Source organism: Paenibacillus sp. LPE1-1-1.1 (assembly GCF_040676435.1).
GTDB lineage: Bacteria > Bacillota > Bacilli > Paenibacillales > Paenibacillaceae > Pristimantibacillus.
The window spans coordinates 1,027,206-1,040,845 of the sequence record NZ_JBEGHY010000001.1 but is presented as its reverse complement, the minus strand read 5'-3'; the positions used below and the strand labels follow the sequence as shown (position 1 = coordinate 1,040,845).

The 13,640-nt window shown below is 49.8% G+C and carries 10 protein-coding genes; all 10 read left to right on the top strand.

The window, feature by feature from the left end:
* Positions 1-131 precede the first annotated feature (131 nt).
* The 10 genes from MRBLPE1_RS04745 to MRBLPE1_RS04700 all read left to right on the top strand — a co-directional run bounded on the left by MRBLPE1_RS04745 (position 132) and on the right by MRBLPE1_RS04700 (position 13,542).
* Complete coding sequence (locus MRBLPE1_RS04745; RefSeq protein WP_414698851.1) at positions 132-3,035, top strand: extracellular solute-binding protein; 2,904 nt, start codon at positions 132-134, stop codon at positions 3,033-3,035.
* A gap of 42 nt (positions 3,036-3,077) precedes the next feature.
* A complete protein-coding gene (locus MRBLPE1_RS04740; protein ID WP_364144499.1) occupies positions 3,078-4,013 on the top strand; it encodes a carbohydrate ABC transporter permease in 936 nt (311 codons plus the stop codon).
* Positions 4,014-4,018: 5 nt separating this feature from the next.
* Entirely contained in the window at positions 4,019-4,882 is an 864-nt protein-coding gene (locus tag MRBLPE1_RS04735; protein WP_364142179.1) for a carbohydrate ABC transporter permease, read from the top strand.
* 20 nt (positions 4,883-4,902) lie between these two features.
* Positions 4,903-6,351 carry a gluconolactonase gene (locus MRBLPE1_RS04730; protein WP_364142177.1) on the top strand — a complete coding sequence of 483 codons (1,449 nt, stop codon included), beginning with the start codon at positions 4,903-4,905 and terminating at the stop codon, positions 6,349-6,351.
* Entirely contained in the window at positions 6,329-6,952 is a 624-nt protein-coding gene (locus tag MRBLPE1_RS04725) for a Yip1 family protein (protein WP_364142175.1), read from the top strand. Before MRBLPE1_RS04730 ends, MRBLPE1_RS04725 begins: the two co-directional genes overlap by 23 nt.
* Before the next feature lie 16 nt (positions 6,953-6,968).
* A complete protein-coding gene (locus MRBLPE1_RS04720; RefSeq protein ID WP_364142172.1) occupies positions 6,969-9,545 on the top strand; it encodes a DUF5696 domain-containing protein in 2,577 nt (858 codons plus the stop codon).
* Entirely contained in the window at positions 9,542-10,441 is a 900-nt protein-coding gene (locus tag MRBLPE1_RS04715; RefSeq protein WP_364142169.1) for a carbohydrate ABC transporter permease, read from the top strand. Before MRBLPE1_RS04720 ends, MRBLPE1_RS04715 begins: the two co-directional genes overlap by 4 nt.
* A 100-nt stretch (positions 10,442-10,541) precedes the next feature.
* The gene (locus tag MRBLPE1_RS04710) at positions 10,542-11,558 is read left to right on the top strand and encodes a carbohydrate ABC transporter permease (protein ID WP_364142167.1); all 1,017 of its coding nucleotides are present in this window, start codon (positions 10,542-10,544) and stop codon (positions 11,556-11,558) included.
* Positions 11,559-11,567: 9 nt separating this feature from the next.
* Positions 11,568-13,277: a glycoside hydrolase gene (locus MRBLPE1_RS04705; RefSeq protein ID WP_364142164.1), complete on the top strand. Its 1,710-nt coding sequence runs from the start codon at positions 11,568-11,570 to the stop codon at positions 13,275-13,277.
* Positions 13,267-13,542 (top strand): immunoglobulin-like domain-containing protein, encoded by a 276-nt coding sequence (locus MRBLPE1_RS04700; protein ID WP_364142162.1) that lies wholly within the window; start codon positions 13,267-13,269, stop codon positions 13,540-13,542. Before MRBLPE1_RS04705 ends, MRBLPE1_RS04700 begins: the two co-directional genes overlap by 11 nt.
* Positions 13,543-13,640 lie beyond the last annotated feature (98 nt).

Here is a 13,640-nt window from a genome sequence, read left to right as displayed (position 1 = left end):
CCAAGCATTATAGGTAAGCAATCAGACACTGCCCGGTTTTCCGACTAAGGAAGACTGGGCGGTTGCTGACAAAACAAGATTCCGCTAGTTTGCAAAAGGGGGGGAATGAGGTGAAAATCGCCTTTTCCAGAATGACCGTCGCTTGGCTGATTGTCATCGCTATGCTGATCTCGATATTGGTTTTCCCTGCATATCAGTCCGACGCATCCGGTACTAAAGCCGCGACAAATACAGAAGCCGATGCAGAGAGCGGCCAGAACTCCTTGACGAACGTATCAGAGAACAGCTACGAGCATTATTTGCAGCAGTACGAAGATGAAGAACGGCCAAATGAGGAGATCGTGATTCGAGGGGCGGACTTTACAAGCGCAAATGAAATGAACCCCGAAATCGTAGGCGAACTGGGTGGAATATCGGGCAACTTCGTCAAGACGGCGGAGAGCGGTTCGGTCGGGTGGGAACTCGAAGTACCGACAGCCGGGTTATATCATATCGCCATTAACTATTTTCCGATAGAAGGCAAAAGCTCTGCAATCGAAAGGGAGCTGTTGATCGACGGAGAACTTCCGTTCACCAGCGCCAGAAACCTGACTTTTAACCGTGTATGGAAAAATGAAAGCGATCAAATCATGCAAGATAATCGGGGCAACGAGCTGCGGCCGCGCCAGGTCGAATCGCCTATGTGGCAGGAGACGCTGTTTAGAGATACAGAGGGATATTTCGAAGAACCGTATCTCTTCTATTTCTCGGCTGGCAAACACACGTTGACACTGGTGTCTTCCAGAGAGCCGATGGCTATCGACTATATTAAATTGTATCGCTACGATGGGCCTGCTGCTTACGAAGAGGCGAAGGCCGATTATGCGTCTAAGGGTTATAACGAGACCAGCGGGCACCTGATCAAAGTACAGGGCGAGAACGCCGCTCTTAAGTCATCGCCGACTTTATATCCCATTCCGGACCGCTCTAGTCCGTCCACAGAGCCTTATGACGTATCGAAGATCAGAATGAATACAATCGGCGGAAACAACTGGCGCGTGCCAGGCCAATGGATCGCATGGGAAATTGAAGCGCCGGAGGACGGATTATACCGCATTGCCATTAAGAATAGGCAAGAATTGTTACGGGGTATTTATTCAACGCGCTCGCTATGGATAGACGGGAAAATCCCGTTTCGGGAAATGACGCAAATTCCGTTTTATTACGACTCGGACTGGCAGATGAATGTGCTCGGCAGCGAGGAAGAGCCTTATTTATTCTATTTGACCAAAGGGAAGCACGAGCTGAAGCTTGAGATCAGTCTGGGCGCGATCGCACCTCTGATACGCCAAGTAGAAGCAAGTCTGCTCGAAATAAATGCCATGTATCGAAAAATCTTGATGATTACCGGTAACGTTCCAGATCCTTACCGTGATTATCAATTAGATAAACAAATTCCCGACATGGTAGAAGTGTTCCAGAAACAAAGCGACATTTTGTATGCCGTGTCGGAAGAGTTAGTACGCCTGACGGGCGAAAAAAGCGACAAAACCGCCGTGTTGAACAAAACGGCTTATCAGCTGGCAGATTTGGCCCAAAAACCGGAATCGGTTCAGAAGCGACTGGCTCAATTCAAAATCAATGTAGGCAGCGTGGGTGCCTGGATTCTCCAGGTCAGAGAGCAGCCGCTCGAAATCGATTATTTAGTTCTTGCATCGTCTGACGTAAAGCTGCCTAAAGCGAATGCTTCCTTTGGCAAGAAAACCGTTCACGAAGTATCGTCCTTCTTCCATTCCTTCATTGAAGATTACAATACGATCGGAAATACGGCCCACGATAAGCAGTCTATAACCGTATGGGTTGGAACGGGGCGCGATCAGGCGCAAGTTCTGAAAGCGATGATTGACGACACGTTTACGCCGCTTACCGGAATTGGCGTAAATCTTAAGCTGGTCAATCAGGACGTGCTGCTTCGCGCGTCGCTAGCGGGTGAAGGCCCCGACGTTGCCATGCAGGTCGGAAATGATGTGCCGGTCAATTTCGGCATGCGGAACGCAGCGGAGGATTTGACGAAATTCCCGGACTACGAGGAGGTCGTAAAGCAATTCAGAGATAGCGCGACTGTTCCTTACCAGTTTGAGAATCAAGTATTTGGTCTGCCTGAACAGCAAATCTTCAATATGCTGTTTTACCGGAAGGACATCCTGGAGGAGCTGAATTTGGATCCGCCGCAGACGTGGGAGGATGTATACGCGATGATCCCGGTTCTGCAGAAGAACCACATGGATTTCGCTCTTCCGATTGCCCAGGCGACGGGTGTCCCCGTGCTGGAGGCGAACCGTGCTTACGCGATGCTGTTATACCAGATGGACGGATCGTTCTACTCGGACAACGGGGCGAAGAGCGGTCTCGATACCGAGATTGGACTCAGCGCATTCAAGAGATGGACCGACTTCTATACCAGCTACAAGCTTCCGTTGATCTTCGATTTTCCGATGCGGTTCAGAACGGGAGAAATGCCCGTTGGCATACAAGATTATACCTTCTATAACTATTTGACCGTGTCCGCGCCGGAAATCAAAGGCTTATGGGAGTTCGTTCCGGTTCCAGGCATGGAGCAGCCGGACGGCACCATTCGCCGGGACGTAGCCAGCAGCGGAACAGCCGCCATTATGCTCAAGCAGGCCAAGAATAAGGATGCGGCATGGGAATTCATGAAATGGTGGGTAAGCAAGGACGCGCAGGTACGCTTCGGCAGAGAGATGGAAGGGCTGATGGGCGCAGCGGCACGTTATCCGACGGCCAATATCGAAGCACTCAAAGAGCTGCCGTGGCCGGCGCGCGATTATCGCAATCTCGAAGAGCAATGGCAATGGGTGCAGGGTGTGCCGGAGGTGCCGGGCGGTTATTTTACGGGCAGGCATCTCGACAACGCGCTGCGCGAAGTGATCAACAACGGCACGAATACAGCCGACGCTTTGTATGACTATGTACAGGAAATCGACTATGAGATCTCGGAAAAACGTAACGAGTTCAATTTGGACGGAAAGGACTAGGGAGGGACTCTTTTGCAAAAAACGAAAATCGCTGACGAGATTATGATGCAGCCAAAGGGCCGCTCTGCCGGCTTGCAAGGGAAGTGGGAGTTGTTCGTCAAGGACATAAAGCGGGATCGGCATTTATACGTCCTGCTGGCTCCATATGTGTTGTTGTTCCTGTTATTTACCGTGCTCCCGGTCGTCATATCGATTTTCTTCAGCTTTACGCATTTCAATATGCTGGAGCCTCCGCGCTGGATCGGCTGGGAAAACTATTCCAAGCTGTTGTGGAACGATGACGTATTCCTGATCGGGCTTAAAAATACGATGATCTTTGCCGTTATTACCGGACCGGTCAGCTATATCGCTTGTTTCGTCTTTGCTTGGCTCATCAATGAGCTAAATCCGAAGGTCAGGGCATTCATGACGCTCGTGTTTTTCGCGCCGTCGATATCGGGCAACGTTTTCTTTATCTGGCAATTTATTTTTTCCGGCGATTCGTACGGCATCATGAACGGATTCCTGATGAAGATCGGGATCATTTACGAGCCGATCCTGTGGCTGCAGAATCCGAAATACATGCTCACGATTATCATCGTCGTCCAATTATGGCTGAGCCTGGGCACCAGCTTTCTGGCGTTCATTGCCGGCTTGCAGACGGTTGACCGCACGCTGTACGAAGCGGGAGCGGTGGACGGAGTCAAAAACCGCTGGCAGGAGCTTTGGTTTATTACCCTTCCTTCGATGCGGCCTCAGCTGATGTTCGGCGCCGTTATCCAGATTACGTCCTCCCTTGCAGTAGCGGACGTCGCCATGGCTCTAGCGGGCTTTCCGAGCGTGCAGTACGGAGCTCATACGGTTGTTACGCATTTGGTGGATTACGGCACGATTCGGTTTGAAATGGGTTATGCGTCGGCCATTGCAACCGTGCTGTTTATTCTGATGCTGGGCTCGAATCTGGTCGTTCAAAAGTTGCTGAAGAGGGTGGGGGAATAGGCGGGATGAAGCTGGCCATACGTCTCAATAAAAAAGTGAACCGCTCTTGGCAGGTGGATATCATGCTGCTTCTTTTGCTGGGCGTGTTCGGTGCCTTTATGGCAGTACCGTTGATTTATGTCATAAATAATGCGTTCAAACCGCTGGATGAGCTGTTCATCTTCCCGCCTACGCTGTTCGTGAGGAATGCGACGTTCGATAACTTCGCGGATTTGTTTCAAGTGATGAAAAACTCCTGGGTGCCATTTTCCAGATATATTTTCAATACGTTTTTTATTACGGTGGCAGGAACCGCAGGTCATATTCTGCTTGCCTCGGCGGCGGCTTACCCGCTTGCCAAGCACAAATTTCGCGGTCATAAAATATTGTTCACGGTCATTGTCCTTTCGCTGATGTTTTCTCCGCATGTGACAGCCATTCCGAACTATATGATCATGTCCGTCTTGGGATGGATTGATTCGTATCAGGCTGTCGTCGTTCCAGCGTTCGCTTTTCCGCTCGGCCTGTATTTGATGAAGCAATTCATGGAACAAATACCGGACGCGCTGCTGGAAGCCGCGAAGATCGACGGCGCCAGCGAATACCGCATTTTCTGGCAGGTCGTCATGCCGCTCGTCAAGCCTGCCTGGTTGACGCTGCTCATCCTGATGATGCAAATGCTGTGGGGAACGGATGGAGGCAGCTTTATCTACAGCGAGCAGCTTAAGACGATGCATTACGCCATGGGGCAAATCGTTCAAGGCGGTATCGCCCGTGCAGGGGTAGGAGCCGCAGTTGCGGTTATTATGATGACGGTGCCGATCGTAACGTTTGTTTTGTCTCAAAGCAATGTGATTCAAACGATGGCTTCGTCCGGCATGAAGGACTAAAGCGATGGAGGCGTATAGGTTTGATAATAAAGCGATCGATTCTGATCCTGGCGGCTGCGATGATTATCGCCAGCCTATGTCCTAAGCCGGCTCACGCATCGCCGTACGAGGGATATACCTATTCGTATTGGGGAGATGCCGTACAATCGCCGATTGCTTATCTTCCTTCCAAGGCGATAACGGGACAGGAAATAGGCATTGGACCATTGGCGGCGCCAAGCGATATGTTCGCGGCACCTGACGGCAATCTGTATGTTCTGGATTCCGGTAACGGACGAATTGTAGTGCTAAACAGCGAGTGGAAGGCGATCCGCCAAATTCAAGGCTTCGATAATAACGGCAAGCAGGATAACTTCAATATGCCGGAAGGCATTTTCGTTAGCGGGGCAGGTCATATTTATGTGGCGGATACCGAAAATCGGCGCGTAGTCGTACTTGACAGCAGCGGAGCGTTCATTAGAGAAATTGGCGCTCCGAAGTCGGAGGTACTCAGCGACAATTTCGAATACTTCCCGCGCAAGGTGATTGTCGATAAAGCCGGCCGAATCTATGTTGTCGCCAGAGGCGTCTTTGACGGCATTATCGAATTCGACAGCGATGGCGATTTTACCGGCTTTATAGGTACGAATCCCGTGCAATTCGATCCCGTTGATTTGTTCTGGAAAACCGTATCGACAAAAGAACAGCGGGAAAAAATGATCCGTTTTGTCCCGATTGAGTTTAACAATGTGGACGTAGATACAGACGGATTTATCTTTACGACTACGGCTGACAAGCAAACTGCAATTCCCGTTAAAAGGCTGAACCCATCCGGCATTGATGTGCTTCGCATAAACGGGGCATGGGGTCCGATCGGCGATTTCAGCAGGGAGCGATCGGCTTTCATCGATATTGATGTCAGCGGTAACGGCGTGTACCGGACGCTTGATTCGACTCGGGGGCGAATTTTTACTTATAACGAGGATGGCAATTTATTGTATGTGATCGGCCAGCTCGGCAATCAACTCGGCACGTTCAAAACGCCGATCGCGGTTGAAAGCTTCGGCAATCGAATCTTTGTTCTGGATCGCGATCTGGGAATGATTACTGAGTTTGCCGCGACCAAATTCGGAAGCCTGGTTAACGAAGCGAACGGCTTGTACAGCATGGGGAAGCACGATGATGCGGCAAAACTGTGGGAACAAGTGCTCAAGCTCGATGCGAATTACGAAATGGCCTATGTCGGAATCGGCAAATCGATGCTGCGTCAAGGCGAATACAAGCAAGCCATGACTTATCTGAAGCTGGGCAACGACAGGGAATATTATTCCAAAGCGTTAACGAAATTCCGCAGGGAATATATGCGCGAATACTTCGGGACCTACATGACGGGTGTGATCGCGCTCATCCTGATCGTAATGGCCGTGCGCCGTGGCATGAGGATAAGAAAGGAGGGCATGAAACAGGATGCAGTTTCTCAAGGACGCTAAGTACACGCTGCATGTCGCTTTTCATCCCTTTGACGGTTTTTGGGATCTGAAATACGAAAACAAAGGAAAGCTAAGAATCGCGCTTGCCATCTTGTTCGGCGTGACGGTTATGATGATACTGAAACGCCAGTATGCCGGTTATGTAGTCAACTTTAATTACCCGCTTGATTTAAACAGCATTGACGAGTTGAAATACATCGTCCTCCCGTTCCTGCTCTGGTGCGTCGCGAACTGGTCTCTGACCACGCTGATGGACGGGGAAGGGAAATTCAAAGAAATTGTCATCGCCACATGCTACGCGATGCTCCCTTTAATTCTAATCTATCTGCCTAATATATTGCTCAGCAATGTCATTACGCTGCGCGAGGCTTCGTTCTATTTTTTGCTGGAATCCGCGGCCACGCTGTGGTTTGTCTGGCTGTTGTTTATCGGAACGATGACGGTCCATCAATACACGGTTATGAAGACGATCATGACGATGCTGTTAACCGTCGTGGTCATGGGTGTCATTATCTTTCTGGGTCTGCTGTTCTTCAGCCTGATTCAACAAATCGTTGCTTTTGTTTATACGATCTATCAGGAACTTTCATTGCGAGCATAAGAAGGGGGGCCAAGCGGTGAAGCGGAGGCTTGCGATCATTATGACTGCAGTCATTATCGGCTGCTTGCTTATAGCCCAAGAGACCAATTTCGCGGAACCTGCATCCGGGGCGGTGTCCGTTTCAGAGGCAGGGGCGGAATCCGCGCCAGGCGACGGACAGACTGCCGAGGTAACGGCAGCGAGAAACAATTCCGGCAAAGCGGCGAGTATAGCCGAAGGTATGGAAAATGCGGCTGAGAATGAATTTTTGATTTTGTACGTCAACAATGCAACGACGGAAATCGCGGTTCAGGACAAGCGCAGCGGGGCGATCTGGTATTCCAATCCGCAAGATCGCGAAGACGACAAAGTCGCAACCGGCTACAACAAAGCGAAGCTGAACGTGCAGGTCGAGATCACTTATTTGGACAGTGCGGGAAATTCGTTAAAGTATGACAATTATACGCACAGCGTCCAGAACGGCCAATATGTCATCGAGAAGGTAAGCGGAGGCTTGAACATCGTTTATACGCTAGGGGAAGTTAAAAGCGATATCGACGCTATACCTAAGTATATAAGCGAGGAAAGATTTCAAACTCTCATCCTGGATAAGATCGAAGATTCGGGGGACAAAAGAGAAGTTGAAAAACGTTTTAAACATAACGAGCAAGAGAAGCGTTACGAAAGAAGAGACTCCTCCTTAAAGGGAGTCGGATTAAAGAAAGTAACCGAAGTTTTCGAACAGATCGGATACGACGAGGAGCAGAAAGCGATCGATAATGCTGCGTTTGGCGAAGCGGCAGCCGGCGAACTCAACGTTAAGATCCCTCTCCATTACCGGCTTGACGGAGAACAGTTGAAGGTTACGGTGGATTCTGGAGGAGTCGAATATCCGGAAACGATGAAAATTCAAACGCTGTCCCTGCTGCCGTTTTTTGGGGCAAGCGGACTCGAGGATGAAGGCTATACGCTCGTTCCCGACGGCTCGGGTTCACTGATCCGCTTCAACAATGAAAAGACGTACGCCACGCCGTTCCGTAAAGAATTATACGGCACGGACGCGTCCATTAGCCAGCGCATTCGAGTTCAGAATGATGAAGCTGCGCGGTTGCCTGTGTTCGGGATGAAGTACGAGGACCGGGCATTCGTCGGTATCATTGAAGAGGGAGATGCGGTCGCAGCTGTCGAGGCAGACATAAGCGGCAGGCTGAATGTCTATAACACGGTGTCCTCCAGCTTTAAGCTCCGTAACCTGGAGGAGGTTACCCTGACGAACGGGTGGCGCTCCAGTACGGTTAAGAAGTTTCAAGCAGCGCCTTTCCAAGGCGATATTAGTGTTCGCTACGGATTTCTCGGCGCCAAGGATGCCAGCTACTCCGGCATGGCCGCGCATTACCGCGATTACTTGATCAAGCAAGCGGGTCTAACTAGGCTGACGGATGAAGAAAGCGTTCCGTTCTATGCCGAGTTTATAGGAGGCATACCGAAAAAGAAATTTTTCCTGGGCATTCCTTACAACGCCTATGAGCCGCTTACGACCTTCGATCAAGCCGAATCGGTATTGGGCCAAATGATGGATCTGGGAATCGGTAACATCAAGCTGCGTTATACGGGTTGGTTCAACGGAGGCATCGTCCATGACGTCGCGAAATCCATTGCCGTCGACAAGAAGCTTGGCGGAAGCAAAGGGTTGAACGAGCTAAAAGCTTATGCCGATGCCAACCGCATCTCGCTGTTTCCTGACGCAGCCTTTCTTGAAGCAGCTCCGAACGCGGACGGTTTCAAAAAATCGCAGGCTTCCCGGTTTATTACGGGCAAGCTGGCACATATTTATCCGTACAGAGCTGCCGACTTCAGAGAAGACGACGAACAGGAGCCTGGTTATGTGCTTAGTCCGAAGTCGCTGCCCAAAACGGTAGACGGATTTATGGCCGATTACGAGAAGCTTCAGCTCACCGGAGTATCGCTGCGCGATCTTGGCAGCAAGCTGAATTCCGACTTTAACCGTGCCAATGTCATCGATCGCGAAGAAGCGAAGGCGATCGTGAGTGGACAGCTGCAGCAAATGAGCGGCTCCGTCAAAGAAATACTGGTGGAAGGCGGAAACGCCTATGCGGCTGCCTATGCGCGGCATATCGTGGATGCGCCGATGACAAGCAGCGGCTTTATCATTACCGATGAAACGGTTCCTTTTTTTCAGACGGTGTTTCACGGTTACGTTAATTATGCCGGAATGGCCTGGAACATGGCGGACGATCAGGATTCTGCGTACAACTTCCTGAAGGCGCTCGAAACGGGCTCCGCTATGCATTATACATGGTTTAACGCGGATTCGTCGGCGATCAAGATGACGGAGTTCGATCACTTGTATTCCGCCGATTACCGGCTATGGATCGACGAAGCGTCTCAAAGATATCGCGAACTTAACGATGTTCTCCATGATGTGCAAACCCAAACGATTGCCGATCATCGGATGCTGGCTGACGGCGTGTATCAAACGACGTTCGAAAAAGGCAAAACGATTATCGTCAATTATAACGATACAGCATCGAATGTGGACGGAATTATAGTAGGGGCGAAGGATTATTGGGTTGGAGGTGAAACGCAGCGATGAGGTTCAAGAAGCTTTCGCTTGAACAAAAAAACAGATATTACGGGCTTTATTTCATACTTCCCTGGTTCGTAGGCTTCTTGTTCCTGTTTATGATTCCGCTCTTATCCTCGTTACGGTACAGTTTAAGCAATCTGCAAGTTACGGATGAGGGCTTCAGTCTGGAGTTTATCGGGTTATCGAACTATCGGGAAGCGCTGCTGTCACACGAATCGTATGTCAGGATATTGACGGAATCCGTGATGAATATTGCGGTCAACACGCCGCTCATCATTATTTTCAGTTTATTTTTTGCGGTTCTGCTCAATCAGAAGTTTAGAGGACGGGTGCTCGCCCGGGCTATCTTCTTCCTCCCGGTTATTCTGGCATCGGGAATTATCGCCAGTATCGAGAACGGAGATTTGATGCAGTCCGTCGTTCGAAGCGCGAACGACACAACCGGCGGCGGTTTGTCCGTTATGAAAAATTTGGAGCTCACCGTCATCCTCGTTGAATCGGGGATAAATATTACCTTTGTCGAGTACCTGACCGGGGCTGTCAGCCGAATCTATGAGATCGTCAGTCAATCCGGCGTCCAAATTTTAATTTTCCTTGCAGGGCTTCAGTCGATCTCCCCCTCCTTATACGAGGCTGCCAAGATCGAAGGCTCGACCGGCTACGAGGCTTTTTGGAAAATTACGTTTCCAATGATCAGCCCGTTGATACTGACGAATCTGGTCTACACGATAATCGATAGCTTCATCAGCGATGAAACTAGCCGGCTAGTAGTAGATACGGCATTCAAAAGCTTCGATTTTGGTCTCAGCGCCGCGATGGCTTGGATGTATTTTGCCGTCATTGCGCTTGTATTGTGGATCACGACGTCGATTGTGTCGCGCAAGGTCTTTTATCAAGATTAGCGGTTTAGGCGTATGCTTACGATGTATGTTTGCTCTGCAAACATTGAAGGTGAATGCTTACGAAGTATGTTTGCTCTGCAAACATTGAAGGAGAGATTACATGAAGACGGAAACCGCAGTACAACAACGGCAGACGAGAGAAGCGCGGATGCATCGCATGGCATCCGCTGCCTATTGGGTTGAATTCGCTAAGAAATGGTTATGGGTCATCGTCCGATTCGTGCTTATTTTCGGCATTTCGTTTGTCATCGTCTACCCGATTCTGTTGAAGTTGTCGATTGCGTTCAAAAGTATGGACGATTTATACGATTCCGCTGTCATTTGGGTGCCGAAGGCGTTTACGCTCGATAATTTCAAGCTCGTGTTCCAAGCGATGAACTATCCGCGCGTTCTGCTCAATACGTTATTTCTTTCCTCCGCGGTTATGCTGCTCCAAACGATAACCTGCGTGCTGGCCGGATACGGTTTTGCGAGAGTGAGGTTCAAGGGAAGCGGCCTATTGTTTGCGGCAGTTATTTTTACGATTCTAGTGCCGACCAATACGATTATGATTCCGCTCTATTTACATTTCAAAAATTTTGACCTGTTCGGATTGATTGAGCTCATCAAGGGCGAGCCCGCCAATCTGATCAACACCTACTGGCCGTTTATCATTTCTGCCGCACTCGGCATGGGCGTGAAGACAGGGTTGTACGTCTATATTTTTCGCCAGTTTTTTAAAGGGATTCCGCGAGAAATTGAAGAAGCTGCTTACGTTGACGGCGCCGGCTATTTTTCAACATTCAGAAGGGTTATTTTGCCCAATGCCATCCCTTCGATGGTGACGGTCATGCTGTTCTCCTTCGTATGGCAATGGAACGATTCCTTCTTTACGAACATGTATTTGAATGAACCGAAGGTCATGTCTTCGATGATGGCTTCTTCCGGTTATGCAATCGCCACTTTCCTTAGCGGAGGGGAACAGGCGGCAACGGCATCCTATGTTCAGGATCCGTTCTTTATGTCCATGATGATGAATACCAGCGTCCTGATGGCGATACTGCCGCTCATTATTTTGTATTTGTTCGTGCAAAGACATTTTGTAGAAAGCGTTGAACGTTCAGGATTAGTAGGTTAGGAGAGGCGGATGAAAAGAAAATTGATAGTCATCACACTTGTTGCCTTTACCTCAGTGCTCGGTTTGTATTTCGGATTCACGTCGGGAGGTTCCGACAGTTCTAGCAGCTCCAATAGTTCCAATAGTTCCAATAGCTCCAATAGTTCCAACAGCGAAAAAGAGACAGAGGTGCCCGTGCAGCAGCCGGCGCCTCCGGATGCTAATGTATCGATCGACGAATCGGTCCGTTATCAAACGATTGATAACTTCGGCGCATCCGACGCATGGTCTATGGATCCTCTGGGCAAACATTGGACGGAGGAAAATAAAAACCGGGTTGCCGACCTGCTTTTTTCGAGGGAGAAAGGGATCGGGCTATCCGCATGGCGTTTCAATATCGGAGCAGGTTCGAGCGAAACGGACCAGACGATTATTCCCGATCCGTGGCGGCGGTCGGAAGCGTTCAAGAAGTCGGAGATAGGCGATTACGATTGGAGCAAGCAGTCGGGCCAGCAGTGGTTTCTAAAGGCGGCCAAGGATCGCGGCGTCGATACTTTGATCGCATTCGTGAACAGTCCTCCGGTCTGGATGACGAAGAACGGACACGCCCAACCAGACCCGGACGTTGGCTCCACGAATCTCAAAGAGGACTTTGAGGATGAATTTGCGACCTACTTAATCGATGTATTGGAGCACTTTAAACAGGAAGGCCTGACGTTTCAATATATAAGTCCCATTAACGAGCCGACTTGGGATTGGAACCGCGCGCAGCAGGAAGGGAATCGCTATAACAATGAAGACCTGAAGCGAGTCATTCTCGCATTGCACCGTCAGCTGAAGGAAAGCAGCCTCGATGCGCAAATCAGCGCTCCGGACGGCGTGGAGATTACTTCTCTGCTGGATGACGAATATTATCAAATGTTCGCGGGAAGCGGGCAATATACGAGCGGGGCAAATAACCTGGGAACAGGGAAATACCGGGAATATATAAAGGATTTGCTCGGCGACCCCGAGCTCAAGGAAGCGATCGGCAATAAAATCGCATCGCATTCCTATTGGTCCGATTACAGTAAACCGGGAGATGACCGGCTCGTCAAATTGAGAGAATTGCTGGTAGCAAATTTGAAGAAATACGGCGCTGAGGTTAAATATTGGGTGTCGGAATATTGTATTCTTGGCGATTACGGTCCCGGCCGCGACCTTGGCATGGATCCCGCTTTGTATGTGGCCAGAACGATTCATTTTGATTTGACGAAGGCGAATGCGGCCGCATGGCAGTGGTGGACGGCGGTGTCCAAGGTGGATTACAAGGACGGTCTGATCTATACTGACTTTAATGAAGCGGGAGACGAGCAAAATATTTTGACATCCAAAATATTGTGGGCTCTCGGCAACTACAGCAAATTTATCCGTCCCGGCGCGGTGCGCATTGCGCTTACGGGGCTGGACGAGGGAGCTGAAAGCGAGCTGCTTGGCTCGGCTTACGTACACGCAGAAGAACAGACGGTTACGGCGGTGTTCGTCAACAATAGCGAAGAGGATAAGCGTATTCAGCTTTCGTTGAAAGGCATGGACAAGAGCAAATCCATTACGCTTATGGAATCGTACATCACATCGGCTGGCCGCGATCTTGCCCGGGGTGAAGATATTACGGTTCAGGACGTACATTCCTTCGAAGCGGTTATTCCCGCGAAGTCGGTCATCACCTTGACCGGGAGAGGGGCAGACGATGCAAGATAATAGCAGAAGCGATGAAGAAACGGTTCAGTTAGATCAAGAAGCGCTGACGGTATACAATATCGATAATGTGCGGGGTAACTTGACTTTGCCTGTCAAAGGGGAGAACGGAACGACGATCACATGGAAATCCGGAAGCCTGGAAGTCATAACGGCGTCCGGAGAAGTGACACGTCCCAAGCCCGGCAGTCCCCGTCACGGAACGGTTATACCGGTCACGAAAACCAAGTACGATGCCATTTACGCCAAATACTTGTCTCATCTTTGAACGTTCAAGAAAATGGGTCGCTGCATGTCAAAATATATACGCTTAGGAAGCCGCATATTTGCGGCTTTTTTTATTTTTACGTGAGGTATAATTTGCGA